The sequence below is a fragment of the Sphingomonas canadensis genome, assembly GCF_026013525.1.
Classification (GTDB): Bacteria; Pseudomonadota; Alphaproteobacteria; order Sphingomonadales; family Sphingomonadaceae; genus Sphingomonas; species Sphingomonas canadensis.
On sequence record NZ_JAPDRA010000014.1, the window covers coordinates 36739 to 58616 of the forward strand.

21 protein-coding genes are annotated in these 21878 nt (G+C 69.2%); 6 read left to right on the plus strand and 15 right to left on the minus strand.

Annotation, left to right across the window (positions count from 1 at the left end; translation table 11 throughout):
• Positions 1-2: 2 nt before the first annotated feature.
• The 3 genes from OM513_RS19615 to OM513_RS19625 form a co-directional block, all read right to left on the minus strand.
• Positions 3-1580, minus strand: coding sequence for a sensor histidine kinase (locus OM513_RS19615; RefSeq protein ID WP_264946474.1), 1578 nt, complete (start codon positions 1578-1580; stop codon positions 3-5).
• Positions 1577-2347 (minus strand): response regulator transcription factor, encoded by a 771-nt coding sequence (locus tag OM513_RS19620; protein ID WP_264946475.1) that lies wholly within the window; start codon positions 2345-2347, stop codon positions 1577-1579. Before OM513_RS19620 ends, OM513_RS19615 begins: the two co-directional genes overlap by 4 nt.
• A gap of 109 nt (positions 2348-2456) precedes the next feature.
• Positions 2457-2720: a hypothetical protein gene (locus tag OM513_RS19625; protein WP_264946476.1), complete on the minus strand. Its 264-nt coding sequence runs from the start codon at positions 2718-2720 to the stop codon at positions 2457-2459.
• A 107-nt stretch (positions 2721-2827) separates the two neighbouring features.
• Here OM513_RS19625 and OM513_RS19630 point away from each other — a divergent pair, with 107 nt between their 5' ends.
• A complete protein-coding gene (locus OM513_RS19630; protein WP_264946477.1) occupies positions 2828-3985 on the plus strand; it encodes an aminotransferase in 1158 nt (385 codons plus the stop codon).
• A gap of 11 nt (positions 3986-3996) precedes the next feature.
• Here the strand turns inward: OM513_RS19630 and OM513_RS19635 are convergent, their stop codons facing one another.
• The 6 genes from OM513_RS19635 to OM513_RS20785 form a co-directional block, all read right to left on the minus strand.
• Positions 3997-4551 carry a hypothetical protein gene (locus OM513_RS19635; RefSeq protein WP_264946478.1) on the minus strand — a complete coding sequence of 185 codons (555 nt, stop codon included), beginning with the start codon at positions 4549-4551 and terminating at the stop codon, positions 3997-3999.
• A gap of 89 nt (positions 4552-4640) precedes the next feature.
• A complete protein-coding gene (gene mtnA, locus OM513_RS19640) occupies positions 4641-5687 on the minus strand; it encodes an S-methyl-5-thioribose-1-phosphate isomerase (RefSeq protein WP_264946479.1) in 1047 nt (348 codons plus the stop codon).
• Positions 5684-6316, minus strand: a complete 633-nt coding sequence (gene mtnC / locus OM513_RS19645) for an acireductone synthase (protein WP_264946480.1) — start codon at positions 6314-6316, stop codon at positions 5684-5686. Before mtnC ends, mtnA begins: the two co-directional genes overlap by 4 nt.
• 26 nt (positions 6317-6342) lie before the next feature.
• A complete protein-coding gene (locus OM513_RS19650; RefSeq protein WP_264946481.1) occupies positions 6343-6897 on the minus strand; it encodes a 1,2-dihydroxy-3-keto-5-methylthiopentene dioxygenase in 555 nt (184 codons plus the stop codon).
• A complete protein-coding gene (gene mtnB, locus OM513_RS19655) occupies positions 6894-7526 on the minus strand; it encodes a methylthioribulose 1-phosphate dehydratase (RefSeq protein WP_264946482.1) in 633 nt (210 codons plus the stop codon). The genes OM513_RS19650 and mtnB overlap by 4 nt, the downstream gene beginning before the upstream one ends.
• A 43-nt stretch (positions 7527-7569) precedes the next feature.
• Positions 7570-8304, minus strand: coding sequence for a L,D-transpeptidase family protein (locus tag OM513_RS20785; RefSeq protein ID WP_319951629.1), 735 nt, complete (start codon positions 8302-8304; stop codon positions 7570-7572).
• A gap of 267 nt (positions 8305-8571) precedes the next feature.
• Between OM513_RS20785 and OM513_RS19665 the strand changes: the two genes are divergently transcribed.
• The 4 genes from OM513_RS19665 (at position 8572) to OM513_RS19680 (ending at position 12329) form a co-directional block, all read left to right on the plus strand.
• Positions 8572-9300: a murein L,D-transpeptidase catalytic domain family protein gene (locus tag OM513_RS19665; protein WP_264946483.1), complete on the plus strand. Its 729-nt coding sequence runs from the start codon at positions 8572-8574 to the stop codon at positions 9298-9300.
• An 88-nt stretch (positions 9301-9388) separates the two neighbouring features.
• Entirely contained in the window at positions 9389-11440 is a 2052-nt protein-coding gene (locus tag OM513_RS19670; RefSeq protein WP_264946484.1) for an NAD(+) synthase, read from the plus strand.
• Entirely contained in the window at positions 11437-11928 is a 492-nt protein-coding gene (locus tag OM513_RS19675) for a hypothetical protein (RefSeq protein WP_264946485.1), read from the plus strand. Before OM513_RS19670 ends, OM513_RS19675 begins: the two co-directional genes overlap by 4 nt.
• Positions 11925-12329, plus strand: coding sequence for a ribosomal maturation YjgA family protein (locus OM513_RS19680; RefSeq protein ID WP_264946486.1), 405 nt, complete (start codon positions 11925-11927; stop codon positions 12327-12329). Before OM513_RS19675 ends, OM513_RS19680 begins: the two co-directional genes overlap by 4 nt.
• On the opposite strand, the gene mobA is transcribed toward OM513_RS19680, so the two are convergent.
• The 6 genes from mobA to OM513_RS19710 form a co-directional block, all read right to left on the minus strand.
• On the minus strand, positions 12295-12834 hold the full coding sequence (mobA, locus tag OM513_RS19685; protein ID WP_264946487.1) for a molybdenum cofactor guanylyltransferase: 540 nt from the start codon (positions 12832-12834) through the stop codon (positions 12295-12297). The two genes, OM513_RS19680 and mobA, sit on opposite strands and share 35 nt — an antisense overlap.
• Positions 12831-13580, minus strand: coding sequence for a formate dehydrogenase accessory sulfurtransferase FdhD (gene fdhD / locus OM513_RS19690; protein ID WP_264946488.1), 750 nt, complete (start codon positions 13578-13580; stop codon positions 12831-12833). Before fdhD ends, mobA begins: the two co-directional genes overlap by 4 nt.
• A 43-nt stretch (positions 13581-13623) precedes the next feature.
• Entirely contained in the window at positions 13624-15561 is a 1938-nt protein-coding gene (locus OM513_RS19695; RefSeq protein WP_264946489.1) for a glycoside hydrolase family 97 protein, read from the minus strand.
• Positions 15558-17030 carry a carboxylesterase/lipase family protein gene (locus OM513_RS19700; protein ID WP_264946490.1) on the minus strand — a complete coding sequence of 491 codons (1473 nt, stop codon included), beginning with the start codon at positions 17028-17030 and terminating at the stop codon, positions 15558-15560. The genes OM513_RS19695 and OM513_RS19700 overlap by 4 nt, the downstream gene beginning before the upstream one ends.
• 190 nt (positions 17031-17220) lie before the next feature.
• Positions 17221-17829: a LamG domain-containing protein gene (locus OM513_RS19705; RefSeq protein ID WP_264946491.1), complete on the minus strand. Its 609-nt coding sequence runs from the start codon at positions 17827-17829 to the stop codon at positions 17221-17223.
• Between the two features lie 33 nt (positions 17830-17862).
• The gene (locus OM513_RS19710; protein WP_264946492.1) at positions 17863-19218 is read right to left on the minus strand and encodes an MFS transporter; all 1356 of its coding nucleotides are present in this window, start codon (positions 19216-19218) and stop codon (positions 17863-17865) included.
• Positions 19219-19378: 160 nt separating this feature from the next.
• Between OM513_RS19710 and OM513_RS19715 the strand changes: the two genes are divergently transcribed.
• Positions 19379-20614 carry a cysteine desulfurase-like protein gene (locus OM513_RS19715; protein ID WP_264946493.1) on the plus strand — a complete coding sequence of 412 codons (1236 nt, stop codon included), beginning with the start codon at positions 19379-19381 and terminating at the stop codon, positions 20612-20614.
• Positions 20615-21878 lie beyond the last annotated feature (1264 nt).

The following is a 21878-nucleotide window of genomic DNA, read 5'->3' on the forward strand; positions in this document are numbered from 1 at the left end:
GACTATGCGGAGCCGCCAACCGGCGCGCAAGCAAGCACGATCCGGAAACAGGCCCCCTTCGCCACGGGATCGAGCGCAATCCGCCCCCCGGTCGCCGCCAGCAGCGAACGCGCGATGGGCAGGCCCAGCCCGGTGCCGCCCTTCTCGCGGTTACCGGTGAAGAAAGGCTCAAAGATCCGCTCGCGGTCCGCCTCCGGCACGCCGGGGCCATCGTCGGCGACGCGGATCGCCAGCGCGCCGCCCTCCTCGGCCAGCGCCATCGTCACCCGCGTCGCCCCGGCCTGGCGGCTGTTGCCGATCAGCGTGGCGAGAACGGTTTCCAGCGCATCCTCGGTCACATGCGCGGGCGGCAGGAGCGGCGGGGCCTTCACCGTCACGCGCAGCCGGTCGTCGCCCAGCAGCCGCGCGACGCGCCGTGCGGCGGCGGCGGCCTCGGCACGCGCGCCCGCCTCCACCGCGATCATGTCCGCCCGCGCCAGATCGAGCAGGCTCTGGACGAGGCGCGACAGGCGCTCCGCATCGGCATCGGCATTGGCCAGGAACCGCTCGCGCTCGGCAGGCGACATCTCCGCCCCATGTTCCTGCAACAGCTCGATCGCGCCGCGGATGCCGGTGAGCGGGGTCTTGAACTCATGGCTCACCGCGGCTGCGAAATCCTGGAGGTAGCGCTGGCGGGTGTCGATCCGCTCGGCCATCGCGGCGAAGTTGACGTAGAGCTCGCGGATCTCGTTGGCGGCGGTGACGGGCGGATCGGGAATTTCGATGCGGCCCAACGCCACGCCCTCGCTCGCCGCGGCCAGCGTGCGGATCGGCCGGGCGATGCCGCGCGAAAGCACGCCGACGATCACCAGCAGCGTGAGCAGGATCAGCACGATCCCCAGCACGATCTTGCCGCGATCCTGATAGATGCCCAGGAACAGCCCGCGCGGGCTGCGCGAGACCATCACCGCGCCGATCACCCTGCCCCCCGCGATCACCGGGCGGACGTGGTGGACGCGGATGCCCGCCGCGCTGCTCAGCATCTCGGTCAGCGTTACCGATCCGTAATGCTCCTCCACCTCGCGCTCGCGCAGCACGGTGGCGCTGCTTCCGCCCAGCGCGCGGCGCACCTCGGGCAATCCGGCATAGCTCCGCCCCATATCCTCGCGCCCGCCGACCACCACTCCGCGCGCATCGAGCAGCCGCGTGGCGGAGAGCGTGACGGCGGCGGCATCCTGGACGATCGGCGCGATCGCCGCCGCCGCGCGCACTGCCCGCGGATCGGCCGGCGCGGCGGGAGCCCCGTCCGGCTGGGGCGGCAGCACGGGATTGGACTGTAGGTCGATCTCCGGCGGCTCGGGCGCGGGCGCGCGCGGCTCGGGCGGGGCGCCCCAGGCGCTGCGATAGGCGGCGGCCAGCACCGCGCTCTGCGCGATCAGCTCGGCCTCGGTCTGCTGGACCAGCGTGTTCTCATAGACGCGCAGGCCCAGCGCCGCGACGCCGGGCAGCGCGGCGACGAACAACAGCGTACCGAACAGGATCGTGCGCAGGCTGAGCGGCGGCCAATAGCGCTTGAGCCACTCCTTTGCGGCGCGGATCAATCGCAGCCGCCGATGCGATAGCCGACGCCGGCGCGCGTCTCGATCAGCCCGGCGCAGCCCGCCGCAGCGAATTTGGCGCGCAGGTTGCGGACATGGCTGTCGATCGTCCGGTCGGTGACGGCGAAGCCCGGCCCGCGCAGCCGGTCTATGATCGCATCGCGCGAGAATACGCGCGAGGGCGTGGAAGCCAGGATCAGCAGAAGCTGGAACTCGGTGGCGGTGGTCGAAACCGGCGTGCCGCCGATCCGCGCCTCCCAGCCGTCGCGATCGAGCGTCAGGCGGCCGTGGACCACCTTGCTCCCCTTCTCCGCCGCGGGCGCGGGGGCGCCGCGCTTCAGGATCGCGCCCACCCGCGCCACCACCTCGCGCGGGCTGAACGGCTTGCACACATAATCGTCGGCGCCGATCTCGATGCCCACGATCCGGTCCACCTCGTCATCGCGTGACGACAGGAACAGGATCGGCAGGTTCGCATGCGGCCCGCCCCCCGCGCGCAGGCGGCGGCACAGCTCCAGCCCGTCCAGCCGGGGCATATTGATGTCCAGCACCATCAGGTCGGGCGGATCGATCGCGATGGCGGCCAGCGCCTCCTCGCCGTCCGCCGCCTGGCTCGCGGTCATCCCCGCCTTGCCCAGCGCGAAGGCCAGCAGGTCGCGGATATGCGGGTCGTCATCGACCACAAGGATGCGGCGGTTCATCGCCGCCATGGGTGCAACCATATGGGGGACGCGGTCAACGGGCTGGCGGACACGGGCTGCGGCGGACATCGGCACTCCTGATCGGAACGATGCCCGATCGATCGCATGTCTGCTTCCAGCCCTGATCCGGGCGGTGTGGAGATTTGGTGCAGGCCGGGGCCGCCCGAAGCACCCGGAACTAGCGGCGCGTGCCCCGCCAATAGAGCAGCGCGGCCACCACCGCGGCAGAACCCACGCCGATCGCGGCGCCCACGCCGATCTGCTTGGCGTTCGGGCTCCAGCGCTTGCGCGCCTCGGCCATCTCGCGGGCTACGGCAACGGCCTCGCTGGCTTCTTCCTTCACGGCGGGTGCGCGCGGGGCGGCCTTGGCGGGTGCCCTGCGGGGCGTGGCGGGCTTGGCGCGCGGCTTCTTCGGTGCCGGGGTTGCAGGCGGCTTGTTCATGACTCTCCCAATCTATCGCGGCAACTCTGAACGCGCCGCTAACGATCGGGTTGCGTGCTGGCAATTCGCGCTTTCCCGAACGCCCGCGCCGATGCAGAAGGCCCGCCATGCATCCCGTATACGCCGCCATGGGCACCACCATCTTCGAAGCCATGTCCGCCCGCGCGCGGGAAACGGGCGCGATCAACCTGGGCCAGGGCTTTTCGGACGGCCGCGGGCCGGAGCCGGTGCTGCAGGCGGCGGCGCGCGCGCTTCTGGAGAAATCGAACCAGTATCCGCCGATGCCCGGCCTGACCGAGCTCAGGCAGGAGGTGGCGAACCACTATGCCCGCCACCAGGGGCTGAACCTGGCCGCCGAGGAGGTGATCGTCACCTCGGGCGCGACCGAGGCGCTGGCCGCGGCGATCCTGGCGCTGGTGGAGCCGGGCGACGAGGTGATCTGCTTCGCGCCGCTCTACGACGCCTATGTGCCGCTGATCGAGCGCGCGGGCGGCGTGGCCCGGCAGGTGCGGCTCGCCCCGCCGCACTGGCGCATCGATCGCGCGGCGCTGGAGGGCGCGGTGAGCGGCCGGACGCGCATCCTGCTGCTCAACAACCCGCTCAATCCGGCGGGCAGCATGTCTTCCGCCGAAGAGCTGGCGATGATCGCCGATTTCTGCGTGAGCCACGATCTGATCGCGATCTGCGACGAGGTGTGGGAGCATGTCACCTTCGATGGCGCGCGCCATCTGCCGCTGATCGGCTTTCCGGGGATGCGCGAACGCACGGTGAAGATCGGCAGCGCGGGCAAGATCTTCGCGCTCACCGGCTGGAAGGTCGGCTGGATGTGCGCCGCGCCGGAGCTGGCGCGCGGGCTGGCCAAGGCGCACCAGTTCCTCACCTTCACCACGCCTCCCAACCTGCAATGGGCGGTGGCCGAGGGGCTGGCGACGCAGGACGGCTGGGTCCAACAGGCCCGCCACGGTTTCCAGCACGGCCGCGATCGGCTGAAGGCCGGGCTGGAGGCCGCCGGGCTGGTGACGCTGCCAAGCGCGGCGACCTATTTCCTCTGCGCCGACCTCGCCGCCTCCGGCATCGACATGGACGACGTGACCTTCGGCCGCCGGCTGATCGAGGAGGCGGGCGTGGTGACGATCCCGGTCTCCGCCTTCTATTCCGAGGCGCCGGTCACCAACGTCGTCCGCTTCGCCTTCTGCAAGCAGGACGCGGTGCTCGACGACGCCATCGCGCGCGTGGGCGACTGGATGCGCCGCCGCAACGGCTGAGCAGGGCGGAGCTAGGCGCCGGCAGCCCCGGTGCCGGGCCGCGCCGCATGCGCGAACAGCCAGGCGGCGGCCAGCCACAGCGCGGCGAACACCCCCGTCGCGCCGATCACGTCGCCCGGCCAGGAACGGTCCCCCGCCCCCATCCCGCCGCCGAGCGCGATCGCGCCCACGGCAATCTGCGCCACCGCCGTCGCCGCCATCGCGCGTGCCATGCCCGCCGCGCGCAACCGGGCAAGCGTGGCTCCGGCCACGCCGGTCGCCAGCACGCCCGCGAACATCAGGTTGGCGGGATCGTCCTCCGATCCGATAATCCCCACCGCGCCGTTGACCCAGAACAGCAGCACCGCCCCACCGATCGCGAATGCCGTGCCCGCGCGATAGGCCGCGCCGCTCCCGGTCCGCGCGAACAGCTCGAACCCGCCGATCGCCGCCGCCAGCATCGCGGCGAAGACCGCGAAGTCCGCCACCGTCCAGCGCACCTCGTCCGTAAGGCGCATCGCCGCCAGCGGCACCAGCATCAGCGCCCCGGCGATGCTCCAGGCCGCGATCCTCCATTGCTTCGACATGCCGTCCTCCCGTGAAACCGCCTTGCGCCTAGCCGCGCGGCGAGCAGCGCTGATCCGCACGGCAAGGAGAAACGGTGCAGGCCGGCGCCTCAAACCTTGTCCAGCACCCCGCGCTCGGTGATGTAGGCGGTCACCAGCCGGGCGGGCGTCACGTCGAACGCCGGGTTGGCCGCGGGCGATCCGGTTACGCGCACGGTGCGGATCATGCCCTCGGCATCGGGGCCGGTCAGCCACTTCACCTCGTCGGCGCTGCGTTCCTCGATCGGGATATCGGCGCCGGTCGCGGTAGCGGGGTCGAAAGTGGTGTAGGGCAGCGCGACATAGAAGGGCACGCCGTTGTCGTGCGCCGCCAGCGCCTTCAGATAGGTGCCGATCTTGTTGCAGACATCGCCGTTGGCGGTCACCCGGTCGGTGCCGACGATCACGGCGTCCACCTGCCCCTCCATCATCAGCAGCCCGCCGGCATTGTCCGCCACCAGCGTGTGCGGCACGCCATGATTGGCCAGCTCGAACGCGGTGAGCAACGCGCCCTGGTTGCGCGGCCGCGTCTCGTCCACCCACACATGGATCGGGATGCCCGCGTCATGCGCGAGATAGATGGGCGCGGTGGCGGTGCCGTAATCCACCGTCGCCAGCCATCCGGCGTTGCAATGCGTCAGGATGTTGAGCGGGCGATGCGGGTTGCGGGCGTGGAGCGTCCGCAACAGCGCCAGCCCATGCTCGCCGATCGCGCGGCACAGCGCGGCGTCCTCATCGGCGATGGCGTCGGCGCGGGCGAAGGCGGCGGCGGCGCGCTCCGCCGGCGCCAGGTCCGCGACATGGGCACGCACCGAATCGAGCGCCCATCGCAGGTTGATCGCGGTCGGCCGGGTCGCCACCAGCAGGTCATATCCCGCCGCCAGCCCCGCGTCGGAGGGATCGTCCGCCAGCGCCATCGCCAGGCCATAGGCGGCGGTGGCGCCGATCATCGGCGCCCCGCGCGTCCACATCTCGCGGATCGCCGCGGCGGCGGTGGCGGCGTCGCGCAGTTCGACCCACTTCACCTCCCAGGGCAGCAGCCGCTGGTCCAGGATCGCCACGCCCGCGCCGTCGGCGGTGCGGGCGATCGAACGGCGGTGCGCGCCCTCCAGGATCACGGCAGCACCTCCGCCAGCGAGTGGACGTCGCCGCCCTGCCCCTCGCGGTCGATCAGCAGCGCCTGCATCCCCGCCGCGCGCGCGGCCGCGATCTCGGCCGCGGCGTCGGAAACGAACAATATCTCGCCCGGCGCCAGCCCCAGCGCGGCGGCGATGCGCGTATAGGATTCCGCCTCGCGCTTCGGCCCGGTGGTGGTGTCGAAATAGCCCGACAGCATCGGCGTCAGGTCGCCCGCGGTCGAATGGCCGAAGATCAGCTTCTGCGCGGCGATCGATCCGGAGGAATAGATGTGGACGGGGATGCCCCGCCCGGTCCAGCGCCGGATCGCCTCGGGCGTGTCGGGATAGACATGGCCCGAAAGCTCGCCATCGGCATAGCCCTGCGCCCAGATCAGCCCCTGAAGCGTCTTGAGCGGGGTTTCCTTGCGGTCCTCCGCGATCCAGCTCAGCAGCGTACCGGCGGGATCGGGGCCGGGAACCTGTGCCAGGATCGGCGCGGTCTCTTCAGGATGGGCGGCAACATAGGCGCGTAAATGCCTGGCCGCATAGGGAAACAGCTCGTCCGCGACGAAGGAGATGCTGCTCGTCGTGCCCTCGATATCGAGGAGGATTGCCTTCACGCTGGTCATGCTTGGTCCGTGCTGGGAATGCGGCGTCAGGCAGCGACCGGCTCGTGGCGCGGGAAGCGGCCGGCGATGGTGTCACCGGTGAACTTCGCCACCCATCCGTCCGGATTGGTGAACAGGCGGATCGCGGTGAAGCGCGGCGCCGGCCCCATGTCGAACCAGTGGCGCATCCCGGCGGGCACGGAGATCAGGTCGCCCTCCTCGCACAGCACGGCATAGACGCGCCCGTCGTCGCCGTGGAGCGTGAACAGCCCCTCGCCCTCGACGAAGAAGCGTACCTCGTCCTCCGAATGGCGGTGCTCGGACAGGAACTTGGCGCGCAATTCGTGCTTCTGGGGATGATCGGGCACCATGCGGATCACGTCCACCGACTGATAGCCGTTGGCGGCGCACAGCCGCTCTACCTCCGGCGCGAAGGCGGCCAGCACCTCCTCCTGCTCCGCCGCCGCGTCGATCGGGCGCGACGGCCATTGTTCGAAACGCACGCCCAGCGGCGCGACCGCCTGGGCGATCGCGGCCGGATCGGTGATGTCTGCCAGCGGCTGGCCGCCATCGCCCTCGGCGAAGATCCGCAGTCTCGTCATCGTGCCGCTCCGTTCCTGAATCCGATCTCGGCGAGTTCGGCGGCGATCAGCCACTCGGTCGCCTCCAGAACATGCTCTGCCTCGGCCACGCTGGCGCCCCAGGAATAGAGGCCGTGGCTGCGGATAAGATAGGCCGGTATCGCCCCCGGCGCCAGCAGCGCGGGCGATACCGCGGCCTCGATCACCGCCATGTCCTGGCTGTTGTCGACGATCGGCAGCCGCGCCTGTGCCTCATGCGTGTCGATGCCCGGATAGATCTTCAGCATCTCATGCCCGCGGAACACCCATTCGCGCGCCTGGGGATAGGCGCGGCTCAGCCCCACCGCCTCGGGCGAATGGCCGTGCAGCACGCCATTGGCTTCGGGGAACAGGCGATAGATCGCCAGGTGCAGCGCGGTCTCCGCCGATGGTTTGCCGGGGGTCAGCGGCGTGCCGTCCAGCGCCACGCGCATGATGTCCGCGGGCGTCAGCCGTCCCTTGTGGCGGCCGGAAACGGTCAGCGCGATGCTGCCGTCGTCCAGCCGCGCCGAATAATTGCCGCCCGTCGCGGGCGCCCAGCCGCGGAAATCGAGGCGGCGGCCGGTTTCCACCAGCGCGCGCGCGGCGTCATCGAAGCCCATGGTTCCCATGGCCGCGCTCCCTACCGGCGGAATGTTGCGAAGGAAATCGCGATCAGCGCGCCGCGGGAGAATCCTTCGCCGCAACCTCCTTGGCCGGGCCGGTGACCCAGGAAGAGGTGGCCGCGGGCTGCGATCCGTCGCCGCTCACCGGCACCAGCGCCGGGGGCGGCGCCACGCTGCCGCCCGCGCTGGTGACGACATTATATTGTTCGGACGCGAACTGGCTGGGATCGGCATAAAGCGTCGGCGGCGCGGTGCGGCGCTGGATCGGATCGTCGATCGGCCAGTCCACCACCGATACGCCGCCGCCCATGCGGGTGAGCTGGAAGAGCTGCTTGGCGAATTCGGCGGGCAGGCGGATGCAGCCGTGCGACGCCGGATAGCCCGGCAGGCGCCCCGCGTGCAGCGCGATCCCGTCCCAGGTCAGCCGCTGCATCCAGGGCATCGGCGCGTTCGAATAGAGGTTCGAACGGTGGAACGGCTTCTTCTGCAGGATGGTGAAGTCGCCGGTCGGCGTGTCTTTGCCCGGCTTGCCGGTGGAAACCGTGCTGACCCCGATCAGCACATCGCCGCGATAGACATAGGCGAGCTGCGCCGGGATGCTGACCACCACCGTCACCTCGCCCACCAGCCCCGCGCTGGCGGGCGTCAGGCTGTCGGCACCGAACCACACGAATTCGCCCGGGCGCAACGCCAGCCGTTCGGAACTGGTGGCATAGCCCTGTGCCAGCACCGGCGCGGTCCAACAGCAAAGCAGCAACGCGATAACGAGCCGGACGGCCCTCATTCCCATCTCCGTTCGATACGGCACGCCTTATGGTTAACGCGAAAGTTAACGGACCGTTAGGCATATTTCGGCATATTACGGGTGCGGGCGATTCCCGGGGTGCGCACCGGACAAACGCTTGGCAATGTTCGGCTATTGGCCGGCCGCATCGGCGAACCGGGGCGAAAGTGCGACGATTCGTCCGATTTGGGACACTTGTTGCACAAGCCGAAGCGCAGGCTTCTGCTATAACGTCTTCCACGGGGAAGAGATTGGGCAAGGTGGAGTGTGAAGGACACGCTTAACTCGGCGCAGACGCGCCGTGCGCTTATCAAGTCGGCCTTGGTGATGGCGGGCGGCGTTGCCGTAAGCGCTTGCACCACGCGCGGAGTGACGGCCTCGGTGCAGATGCCGAAGCCTGCTCCGGCAATTCCGGTTCCTGCCGTGGTGGCGCATCCGGTGGCTCCGGCCCCGGCGGTCGCGCGCCGCGCCGGAATGGCGCCCGCCGGCGTCCGGCCAGAGCTGTTCCGCCGCGCCGTCGCCGCGCTCGACCGGCATTCGATGTCGATCGCGTCGCACGATCGCATCGCGATCGCGGACTTCTCGGTCTCGTCGTCGCTGCCGCGCTTCTTCCTGATCAACATGGGCAACGGCCAGGTCGAAAGCCTGCTGGTATCGCATGGCAGCGGTTCGGATCCGGCGCACACCGGCTGGCTCCAGCGCTTCTCGAACGATCCTGGCTCGAACGCCACCTGCGAGGGCGCGTTCGTCACCTCCGACTATTATTTCGGCAAGCATGGCGCGTCGCAGCGGCTGATCGGCCTGGATGCGACCAACAACAACGCCCTCGATCGCGCGATTGTGGTGCATGGCGCCAAATATGCCACCGCCGAACATATGGCGACCTATGGCAAGCTCGGCCGCAGCCAGGGCTGCTTCGCGGTCGGCCCCAACGAGCTGGACATGGTGTTCCTGCGCCTCGGGCCGGGCCGCCTGATCTTCTCGGCGAAGGTCTGACGACCGCTTCCGGCGCCGCCCGCGCGGCCGCCGGTCGTACCCGCACGGGGCTGGCCCCCGTGCGCGTGCGCGTCTAGGAATGCGGCCGATGGCAAAGGCGCACCCCTTTTATTCGATCCACCGCCACGGGATGATCCGGGCGGGCGTGTGTACGCCGCTGGCCACCGCGGGCGATCCCGCTGCCAACGCCGCCGCCGCGATCGCGCTGGCCCGTCAGGGCGACGGCGAGGCGGCGGACCTGCTGCTGTTCCCCGAGCTGAACCTATCCAGCTACGCGATCGACGACCTGCACCTTCAGGACGCGCTGCTCCACGCGACCGAAAAGGGGCTGGCGGAGATCGCCGCGGCCAGCGCCGGCCTGCGCCCGTTGCTGCTGCTGGGCGCGGCGTTGCGCCGCAACGGCCGCGTCTACAACTGCGCCGTCGCGATCCATCGCGGCCGCATCCTGGGCGTGGTGCCGAAGAGCTTCCTGCCCAACTATCGCGAATATTACGAAAAGCGCTGGTTCGCCCCCGGCGCGGGGCTGACCGGGCTGGAGATCGCGGTGGCCGGGCAGACCGCCCCCTTCGGCACCGACCTGATCTTCGCCGCCGCCGATCTGCCCGATTTCGTCGTGCATGCGGAAATCTGCGAGGATTATTGGGCGCCCGCCCCGCCCTCCACGCTGGGGGCGCTGGCGGGTGCGCTGGTGCTGTGCAACCTCTCCGCCTCCAACATCACCGTGGGCAAGGCGCGCGAGCGGGCGCTGCTCTGCGCATCGCAATCGGTGCGCACGGCTTCGGCCTATCTCTACTCCGCCTCCGGCCCCGGAGAGAGCACCACCGACCTTGCCTGGGACGGCCAGGGCGAGATCTGGGAGCTGGGCGAGCTGCTCGCCACCTCCGAACGTTTCGAGCTGACCACCGAGATCATCTACGCCGATCTGGACCTGGAGCGGCTGCGCCAGGAGCGGATGCGCAACGGCACCTTCAACGATGCCGCCGCCGCCGCGGGCCATCCGGAAACGCGCTTCCGCCGCATCGCCTTCGCGCATCAGCCCGATTACGCCGATGTCGGCCTCGTCCGCCCGCTGCGCCGCTTCCCCTTCGTGCCCAACACGCCCGAACGGCTGGCCGAGGATTGCTACGAGGCGTTCAACATCCAGGTGGAGGGGCTGCGCAAGCGGATCGCCGCCACCGGGGCCAAGCGGCTGGTGATCGGCATCTCCGGCGGGCTCGATTCCACCCATGCGCTGATCGTCGCGGCAAAGGCGATGGACCGGCTGGGCCGCCCGCGCTCGGAGATACTGGGCTATACCATGCCCGGCTTCGCGACCGGCGAGGAGACGCGCGCCAACGCCTGGGCGCTGATGGACGCGATCGGCGCGACGGGCGCCGAGATCGACATCCGCCCCGCTGCCAACCAGATGCTCGCCGACATGGGCCATCCCTATGCCAAGGGCGAGCCGGTGTATGACGTGACGTTCGAGAACGTCCAGGCGGGCCTGCGCACCGACTATCTGTTTCGCCTCGCCAACCAGCATGACGGCTTCGTCGTCGGCACGGGCGACCTCTCCGAAATGGCGCTCGGCTGGTGTACCTATGGCGTGGGCGACCAGATGAGCCATTATGCCGTCAACACCGGCGTGCCCAAGACGCTGATCCAGTATCTGATCCGCTGGACGGTGCGCGCGGGCCAGTTCACGGGCGAAGCCGCGGCGGTTCTGGAGCGTATCCTGGCGACCGAGATTTCGCCCGAACTGGTGCCCGCCGGCGCCGATGGGAAGATCCAGAGCACGCAGGACCGCATCGGGCCATATGAACTCCACGATTTCTTCCTCCACTACACGATCCGCCACGGGCTGCGGCCGTCGAAGATCGCCTTCCTGGCGTGGCATGCGTGGAAGGATGCCGGGGCGGGCCGCTGGCCGCTCGGCTTCCCGGAGGACGCGCGCAACCAATATGACCTGACCACGATCGCGAAGTGGCTGGAAACCTTCCTGTTCCGCTTCTTTCAGATCAGTCAGTTCAAGCGATCGGCGATCCCGAACGGGCCGAAGGTTTCGGCCGGCGGCGCGCTGAGCCCGCGCGGGGACTGGCGGGCACCTTCGGATGGGGAGGCCACCCCATGGATCGACGAATTGAGGGGGGAATTGCCGTGAAGATGCTGACATTGCTCGCCGGCGCCGCCGCGCTGGCCGCCATCGCCGTGCCGGCGCATGCGGATTGGCCGCCCACCGCCTGGGGCATGACGGTGAAGCAGGTCCTCGCCGCCGTTCCGGGCGCTCAGGAGCTCGCCTGGCAGGGCACCGAACATGACGTATGGGGACAACGCAAGCTGGCCGAGGCGCCCTCCACCGACGGGGATGTCGCCGTGCGCGCCGAATTCTATTTCGACGCGGACAAGGGCAAGCTCGGCTTCGTGCGGCTGGTGGCGAGCGACAAGGGCCAATGCGTGGCATGGGAGCAGAAGCTGGTCGCGCGCTATGGCGCCGGATCGGCCAGTAAGCCGTCGGCGACGCTGCTGGGCGAGATGGTGAACCATCGCTGGGTCGATCCGAAGGGCAAGGACCGGCTGCTCTACCTCCGGCTGCACGACAGCGCCGGCAAGCCCGATTACTGCCACCTGATCCGGCAGCAGCCGGAGTGAGGCCGCCGCCGCTGCGCCCCGGCTATGCGCTGGCCGCGGCGGCGATCTTCGCGGTGGAGGTACTGATCGCGCTGTTCGTGCGCGACCGGTTCGTGCGCCCCTATCTTGGCGACGTGCTGGCGGTGGTGCTGGTCTATGCCGGGCTGCGCGCGATCACGCCGTTGCGCGTGGTGCCCGCGGCGCTGGCGGCACTGGGCGTGGCGTTCGCGGTGGAGCTGGGGCAGCTTGCCGGGCTGGTCCATCTGCTCGGGCTCGGCTCCAGCCCCGTCGCACGCACGGTGCTGGGCACGGGCTTCGATCCCGCCGATCTGCTCGCCTACACGGCGGGGGCCGGGATCGTGGTGGTCGCGGAGCATCTGCGCGGCGTCACCGCCCGCGAAGGATCTCGCGCAGCGCCCTGAGATTGTCCGGCGTGTTCACATTGTGGAGCATGCCGCCCAGCTCGACCGGCTTCACCCCGGCATGCGCGGCCCAGGCGCGCACCGAATGCCCCGTGGCAGTGGTGGCCAGCCAATCGTCCAGCACCGGGGCGAGCGCGCTCGGCCAATAGCCGATCACCGGCATCTCGGCGGCATAGGCGCCCTCGGCCTGGCTCGCGAGCTTAGCGCGGAGATCGGTTTCCAGCCACGGCGCGTCGCAGGGATAGGTCAGCACGCCGGCATATCCGCGCGCCGCCGCGGCATGGATCGCGGCGTTGATCCCGCCCAGCGGCCCCATGTCCGGCCCCGGCCGGTCGGGCACCCAATCGTCCCATTCGCGGCCCGCCACGATCACCCCGTCCGCCTGGCGCGCCAGCGCGGCGATGGCATGCGCGATCAGCGGCCTGCCGTTCAGATCGGCGAGCGCCTTGTCCGACCCGAAGCGGCTGGACCGCCCCCCGGCCAGCACCGCGCCCAGAATCCTCACGCCACGCTCCACAACAGCGAATCGCGCCGCACCAGCACCGCCAGCGCCAGCCCCGCCTCCCGCGCCGCCTCCACCGCCAGCGCGGTGGGCGCGGAGATCGCGGCGAGCAGCGGACATCCCGCCAGCACCGCCTTCTCCACCAGCTCATAGGAGCAGCGCGACGAGAGCAGCGCGAAGCCCCCGTCCCACTCCAGCCCCGCGCGCGCCATCGCGCCGATCAGCTTGTCGAAGGCGTTGTGGCGGCCGACATCCTCGCGCACCAAACGGATCGTGCCATCGGCGGCGCAAAGCGCGGCGGCATGGTGCGCGCCGGTGACCGCGTTCATCGGCTGGTGCGCGCGCAAACTCTCCGCCGCCCGCAGCACGGCATCGCCATCCGCAGAAGTGACCGCGGTCACCTTAGGCAGCGGACGCAGCGCCGCCTCCAGATTCTCGATTCCGCAGAGCCCGCATGAGCTGTCGGTGGTGCGGTGCCGCACCCGCTCGATCACCACCGCGGGATCGGCCAGCGTGATCCGCAGGATATGGCCCCGCGCCGCCGCATGCGCCTCCACCTCCACCGGATCGCCCAGCCGCTCGCTGCGCAGGAAGCCGTGGGCGAAATCCTCCAGGTCGGCCGGCGTCGCCATCATCACCGCATAGCCGATGCCGTTCACTTCGATCGCGACCGGCACCTCGTCCGCCAGCGTGCGCGATACGGGCGCACGCGCGCCGCCGGGCGCGATACGGAGGAAGCTGGCGTCCATGGCGCGGTGATAGGCGCGCGCGATGCCGCCGAACAGCCCCGCGCTACAGCCCCCGCAATATGGCGGCCGCGCCGCCCGTGGGCGCCAGCTCCAGCGTCAGCTTGTCGCGCGCGCTCACCGTGCGCACGCCCTTCGCCACCGCGTCCGGTGCCGCGCCGTCGGTCCACAGCGTGGCCTCCGCCGAGCCTCCGCCCAGGAAATCGAGCGGCAACACCAGCTTGCGCTTCGTACCGGCGTTGAGCACGCCGATGTACCAGTCACGCCCCTTGCGCCGCGCCACGGCGACATATTCGCCGATGGCGCCGGCCAGGAAGCGCGTCTCATCCCAACTTGTCGGCACCGCCTTGATGAACTCGAACCCCGCGGAGCTGGCGGCATAGGTGTCGGGCGTGTCCGATACCGCGGCCAGCGGGCTATCGAACACCACATACAGCGCCAGCCCGTGCGCGCGCGTCGTCTGAACGAACGGCAGGTCGAAACGGGGATAGAATTTGTCCGGCGCCACGTTGCGGAAGCCGCCCGGCGTATAATCCATCGGCCCGATCAGCCCGCGCGTATAGGCGAGCATCACATTGTGGGTCGCGGTCACCCGGCGGCTCCACTTGTTGTACTCGGCGCCCATCACGCCTTCCTGGGTCATGAAGTTGGGCCAGGTCCGCGCCAGCCCGCGCGGGGGGTAGGCGCCGTGGAAATCCACCATCAGATGGTGGCGCGCCGCCGATGCCAGCACCTTGGCGTACCAGTTGACCATCCACTGGTCGTCGCGGTCCATGAAGTCGATCTTCACCCCCGCGATGCCGAGCTTCTCATAGAAGGCGAACGCCTCCTCCATCTGCTCGTCCAGCGCCTCCCAGTGCATCCACAGCCACAGCCTCACGCCCTTCGACCGGGCATAGCCGGCGAGCTGATCGAGCGCGATCGCGTCGTTCCAGCGAGCGATATCGACGCCGGGGCGGCGCACCCCGCCCCCGCCCGCGCCGGCGTACCAGCCCTCGTCGATCATCGAATAGGGGAAGCCGTTGGCGGCGGCGAAGTCGATCAGCTTGCGCGCGTCGGCGGTGGTGGTGCGCAGGCCGCTCCACCAGTCCCAGGCGGTCAGCCCCGGCTTGATCCAGCTCGTGTCGGCGATGCGGCTGGGGCTGGCCAGATCGGTGATCAGCGTCGATCCGATCAGGTCGCCCGCGCGATCGCCCAGCATCACCACGCGCCAGGGCGTGACGATCGGGCTGCCCACCCGCGTGCGCACCGCCACGCGGAAATCGGCCAGCGAGGGGGAGAGCTTGAGCTGCAGCCCCGGCCCGCCGTCGCCTCGCCCGGTCAGATACATGCCGGCGAAGTCGATCAGGTCCGCTTCGGCGATGGCGAAGGCCGCCTTTCCGGTCTCGCAGACGAACGGCAGGCTGAACAGATTATGCTCGCGCAGCCGCGGCACGTCGACCGGATCGAACTCCCCCTCGCTGCTCGATCCGAACTTGCCGACGTTGAAGCCCCAGCATTTCGACGATGACGGAAAATAGAATCCCGTCCGTTCATACCGCACCAGCGCGGCGGAGGTGGCAGGCTGGACCGGGATCACCGAGCGGAAGGCTACGCCGCTGTCATATGCGCGCAGCACGACGTCCATCTTGCGCCTGGCGCCCTTGCGCTCCTGAAGATGGACGGTGACCTGGTTATAGCGGTCGCGCCCCTCCGCCGCGCGCCCCGCGACGATCGGATAGCGCGTGTCGGCGGAAGCGGTCTCCGATCCGGTGAGCGCGAACTCATAGCCGAGCGTGCCCGAATCGAGGTCGATCAGGATCGGCGACGGCGCCATCACCGCCTCGCCGCGCCGCGCCACCTGGTAGGTGGGCGTGCCCTGCCAATCGAGCTGGAAGGTGATGACATTGGCCCCATCGGGCGATCGGACATCGACCGGCTGGGCCAGCACGGGTGCGGACAGGAACAGCGCCAGCAGCAGCGCCAGCGCGCGGGTCAGGGTCATAGCTCCTCCAGCATCGTGCAAACCGGCTCGCGCAGCCGCGACTGTAGCGTCACGCCGTGCGCATCGAAAAGCACGTGGCGGCGCTTTTCGCCATCGAACCTCGGCCATTGGGGCTGGCCGCCGCTATTGGGATCGCCGGTGACGGCGAAGCGCGTCCAATAGCGCTGGAGCCACACGCCATCGCCGAAGCGCTTGTCGTTCATCACCCAGGCGACGTCCGCCGCATGCGCGGTCAACGCGCCGCCATCCGCCAGATCGAACTCGTAACGCCAAACCGGCGCTCCCCGCCCCGCCAGCAGTTCCGCCAGCCGCCCCGCCGGGCATCGGAACATCCAGTCGGTCCAAAACTGCATCTCCGGATGCGCCAGCCGCTGGTCCTTCTCCACGGCCGCACCCAGATAGAGGTCCCGCGCCCGCGCCGCGCCCGCCCCGAACTTCGCCGGCAGTTCCTTGTCCCACTCCACCCCGCCCGGGCCGGGGCCGAACTCGACCCGGTTCGATCCGATCAGCACCGGCCGCACCGGCGCCTCGGCCAGCAGCGCGCGCGGGCTCTTCGCCAGCACCGCGCCGTCGATGGTGGTGCGCAGCCATACGAAATCATTGCCCGGCGTGGCCGGGTCGGCCAGCTTGCGGTCCACCTCCAGCAACGCCGTGGTCGATCGCGTCCGCAGCGCGTCGGTCGATCCGCCGCCGTCGAGCAGGCGATCGGCCTGGTCGCCCACCGCCAGCGCTTCCTCCAGCGGGCGGAAGGGCATGCCGAAGCCCGGCGTCCCGCTCTGCAGGATCGCCTTGTGGAACAGCCCCCGCGCGCCCGGCGCGGCGAGCAGCAGCGATACGTCCTGCGATCCCGCGCTCTCGCCAAAGATGGTCACATTGTCCGGATCGCCCCCGAACGCGGCGATGTTCTCCCGCACCCATTTGAGCGCGGCGATCTGGTCCATCAGGCCATAGTTGCCCGATGCCCCGCCCGCCTCCGCCGCCGCGCCCCGGTGCGACAGGAAGCCGAAGATGCCGAGCCGGTACTGGATCGCCACCAGCACCACGCCCTGATCGGTGATCCGCGATTGCACCATGCCGCGCGCCGATCCCGCCCGGTTCGATCCGCCATGGATCCACACCATCACCGGCAGCCGCCCGTGCAGCGCGGGGGTGCGCACGTCGAGCGTCAGGCAATCCTCCGCCGATCGCAGCCATTCGCCGCGGTTCCAGCCATAGTCGTTCTGAAGGCACGCGGGCGGGTCGCGCTGGTCGGCGCGGGTGCCCTGCCACGGCGCCACCGGCTGCGGCGCGCGCCAGCGGAGCGGCCCGATCGGCGGCGCGGCATAGGGGATGCCGCGAAACAGGATCGCGCCGCCCCCCGGCGCCTCGCTGCCGCCCACCATCCCGCCGGCCACGCGCACCTGCGCCTCCACCTGCGGCGTGCCGGCCATCAGCACGAACAGGGCGAGCGCGAGCAGGGTCCGCATCATCGCGCACCTCCCCGCCACGGATCGGACGCAAGTTCTGGCCGATCCGGCCGTTTCAGGGCGCGGGCGGCGTGTTGCGCGCGGATGCGCCGCCCGGGTTCCGATGCGTCACGCGCACCAATCCTGCCTTGCCGCCGGCCCCGGGGGGGAAGCCGGCGGCAAGGACAGGAGCCGGTCCCCTGTCCCGCCGCCGTCAGGAATCCGCTCCCAGCCAGCCGGTGATCGCCGCGAAATCGGGCGCCGCGGCCGCAGCCGCCGCCACCTCCGCTTCGGTCGGCGCCACGCCGTCCACCGTCGCGCCCGCGATCGCCCCGCCGAAATGCGCGAAGCCCGCCAGCCTGGGCGCCAGCGCGATCCGCGCCGGCACCGGGCCGGACCGGATCGGCGTGCTGCCCGCCAGCTTGCCGCCGACATAGAGCCGCAGCGTCGCGCCGTCCGAAACCATCGCGACATGCGTCCACTTGCCCGCCGCCAGCCGCTTGCGCGCGGTAATCGTGGTCGGCCCGTCCAGCACCATCGGATAGCCCTGGTGGATCGCCAGGCAGCGGCACTTGCCCGCCTCGTCGCCCAGCACGATCAGCATCGCCATCCCGGCCGGCTTGGCGTCGGGCCGGACCCAGCCAGAAATGCCGTACCGCGCGCCCGCGGCCACCAGTTCCTCCGCTCCTTCCAGCGTCCGCGCCAGCCCGCCGCCGTCCGCCGTGAACCGCGCGTTATACGGCCCGCCGTTGCCCGGTATCGCCGCCAGCGCCGGCAGTGCCAGCATCGCCACGATCAGTCCGGCCAGTTTCGCCATGCGCATGTCCCGCTCTCCTCCCGTCGCCGCGGGCCGGCCTCAATGCCCTCCCGCACCCGCAGCCGCGTCCACGCCGCGCACCACCCGCGCACGGGCGGCGGCGATCGCGAACAGGCACAGCACGGCATAGCACAGCGCCGGGACGATCAGCGCAAGCAGATATCCGAAATTGTCCGAAACCAGCCCTGCCAGCAGCGGGACGAACGCGCCGCCGATGATCGCGAAGCACAACAGCCCCGATGTCGCCTCCGCGCTCGCGGTCGATCGCTCCAGCGTCAGCGTGAAGATCACCGGGAACATGATCGAGTTGAACAGCCCGATCGAAAGCGCGACGAAGCCGGCGTCCACCCCGCCCGCGAACGCCGCATAGAGGCACATGCCCGCCGCAACCGCCGTGAACAGCGCCAGCAGGCGCGTCGCACGGAAGAACGCCAGCAACAGCGATCCCACCATGCGCCCCACCATCGCGCCGCCCCAGTAAAAGGCGACCGCCTTGCCCGCCTCCTGCAGCGATACGCCCGCCACGCCGTCGCTGCCCATCGCCAGCCCCAGCAGCGGCACGGCGAACGGCGCGTCGGATCGGCCCCACACCGCATCGTCGTTCAGGAACAGCGCCATCTGGGTGCCGATCGCCACCTCCGCGCCGACATAGAGGAAGATCGCCAGCCCGCCGAGCAGCGCCCAGCGCGACGAGAATGCGTCGGCGATCAGCGCGGTCAGGCTGCCGCGCGCCTCCGCCGATGGCGCGGGCGCGGCATTCTCCACCACCCGGCGGCTCAGCCAGAAGAACAGCGCCAGCGCCGCGATCAGCCCGCAGATCCAGAAATAAGCCGAATCGATCCCCGCCAGCGCGTTGGCGCGCACCGCCTGCGTGATCTCCGTCCCCGGCTTCACCTCCACTCCCGCCAGGAACAGGTGCGCCCCCAGCAGCGGGCCGATGAAGGTGCCCAGCGAGTTGAACGTCTGGCTGAAGGTCAGCCGGAAATGGCTGTACCGGGGATTGCCCAGCGCCGCCGCCAGCGGGTTCGCCGCCACCTGCAGGATGGTGATCCCGCTCGCCAGGATGAACAGGCCCGCCAGAACCAGCGTGAACACCGCCAGGTTCGCCGCCGCCAGCATCACCAGGCATCCGGCGATCATCATCCCCAGCGCGATCAGGATCGTCGGGATCGATCGCGCCCGCGCCAGCAGCGCCGCCGCCGGAAAGCTCGCCACGCCATAGGCGATGAAGAAGGCGAAGGTGCTGAGCTGCGCCTGCACGTTGCTGAGCGTGAAGATGCCCTTCACCGCCGCCACCAGCGGATCGACCAGCGAGGTGATGAAGCCCCATGCGAAGAACAAGGTCGTCACCGCCGCGAACGCCAGCAGCGTGCCCGTACCCGATTTCCGGTCCATCATCCCCTCCCCTGGCCGCGCGCGGCGGCGCCTTCCGGGCACTCCGCGGCCCGTTCCGCCGCAACCATACTGACAACGCTTACCGATGCAAGCGCCGGTCCCGCCCCTCCGCGCATCGCTCCCCTTCCGCGCGCGGCCCGGCGGCCCTATTGCTGCCGCCATGAGCTTTCCGATCGACGCCGTCCGCGCACGCTTCCCCGCCCTTCGCCAGCCCGGGGCCGATGGCCTCCCCCGCGTTTACTTCGACGCGCCGGGCGGCACCCAGACCTGTTCGGACGCGATCCGCCGCATGGTCGCGCATCTGGAAAGCGGCACGGCCAATTCGGGCGGCGCCTTCCGCACCTCGATCGAGACCGACGCGCTCAGCGCCGATGCGCATGCCGCGATGGCCGATCTGCTCGGCGGCCGGCCCGAAGAGATCGCGTTCGGCCCCAACATGACCTCGCTCACGCTGGCCGTCTCGCGCGCGCTGGCGCGCACCTGGGCACAGGGCGACGAGATCGTGCTGACCCGGCTGGATCATGACGCCAATGTCGCCCCCTGGCTGCTCGCCGCGCGCGATCGGGGCGTCACGGTGCGCTGGCTGGATTTCGATCCGGATACGGGGCGCTGGAGCGCGGAGGACCTGCCCGCGCTGCTCGGTCCGCGCACGCGGCTGGTGGCGCTCGGCATGGCCAGCAACGCGCTCGGCACCGTCAATCCGGTGGCGGAGGCGGTGAAGCTGGTCCGCGCGCGTTCGGACGCGCTGGTCTATGTCGATGCCGTCCAGTCCGTGCCGCACCTGGTCACCGATGTTGCCGCGCTGGGCGCCGATTTCCTCGCCTGCTCGCCCTACAAGTTCTTCGGCCCGCATCAGGGCGTGCTGTGGGCGCGCGAGGCGGTGGTCGAGCATGTCGAGGCCTACAAGGTCCGCCCGGCGCATGACGAGGGCGCGCATCGCTTCGAAAGCGGCACGCCGAGCTGGGAGGGCCAGGGCGGCGTGCTGGGCACGATCGAATATCTCGAATGGCTGGGCGGCGAGATCGATCCCAGCGCGAACAGCCGCCGCGCCCGTCTGGAGGCCGCGATGCGCGGCGCGACCGATTATGAGCGCGTGCTGGGCGAACGGCTGCTCGCCGGCCTCGCCACCATCCCGGGGCTCCGGCTGTGGGGGCCGCCCACCATGGAGGGCCGCGTGCCCACCTTCAGCTTCACGATCGAGGGCCACCATCCTGACGCGATCGCCGAACATCTGGCTTCGCGCGAGATCTATGCCTGGTCCGGCCATTTCTACGCGGTGGAGGTCATCGCCCGGCTGGGGCTGGAACCCGCGGGCGGCCTGCTCCGCGTGGGGCTATGCCACTACAACACCGCCGAAGAGGTCGACCGCCTGATCGCGGCGCTGCGGACACTCTGACCGGCAGGGCCGACCCGCGCGGAGACGCGGTAGAGCGGAGGTATCGGCCCGCCGAGGATTACTGTGAGGCTATTGCGCCCGTCGCCGTGTTCACTGCCTTTCGGCGCTGGCAATTGAGTATAGTGTCCCCGGAATTTACCCGCTGGGTTATATGATGCGGGATGCCCGGGAGGACGATGCGACGAAGCTTGGCCATGGGCTGAGGCCAGCGACAACGCGAAGGGAGTAAAGGGATTATTGCACGTGTCACCGTAATTTCGCATCTGGTTGCGGTTTAATGAGTCCATGGCCTAGCGACGGCGCGAAGCGAGTAAAGGGATTATTGCACGTGTTACCGTAATTGCCGGTCTGAGCGATCATCGACGCACTGATCGCCCAGCAGCGTGTCACCTCCGCCCCGGCGCCCGTGGACTAGCGCGAGCGACTTGCGTAACTCAGCGTTAGAAACTGTTTGAGCAATCAAAAAAGGCATGTACTCGCGATTCGCTGCTAGAACTTATAATAAATTGGCTGTCATCAATTTTCATTACGATGTAAGGAAATTTCTCATTCCAATCATTTGATACATATATGACCTTACCGTCATCGGTTTTAATTGAGCGCCTCCAAGGTCCGCGGTAAGTATTAATTGGCATTTTATACCCATACAAACGAGATGTAATAAAAATAAATTTAGATAATCTTTCTTTGTCGTAAATGTGACATACTTCGACCTCTTCGAGATCGTCGTCGTGTTTTTCTCGCGGTTTGTTTAAAAATATTCGCACAGAATGCGTGTTAGAAAAATATTCCGGCGCAAATATACGAATCGGATCAAGAGATACGTTAGTTCTATCCTGCACGACTTTATCCCCAGCCTGCGCGAACCCGAATATCGACGTCAGAAGGAGCAGAAAAATCCTCATTTACGTCTCCGTACGTTCGGAATTGAATTACGGTGACAGGTGCAATAATGCCGAATTTCTGCCCTTCGGCTTCGGCCCGCGTTTTGCCGGGGTGAGGGCCAGGCCGGTGCGCGCTTCCATATCGGCGAGCCGTCCTCGAAGAAGGTCCGCTCGCGCCGGTTGCCCCGCTGGGTGATATGATGCGGGATGCCCGGGAGGACGATACGACGGAGCCTCGCCATGGCCCGAGGCTAACGACGGCGCGAAGGGAGTAAAGAGGTTATTGCACGTGTCACCGTAATTATTCAGTAATTCAAGGCCTATGGCTCCACCACATCGGGAAAAATCAGACATCGATCTTGAAGGACGCTCAATATAGT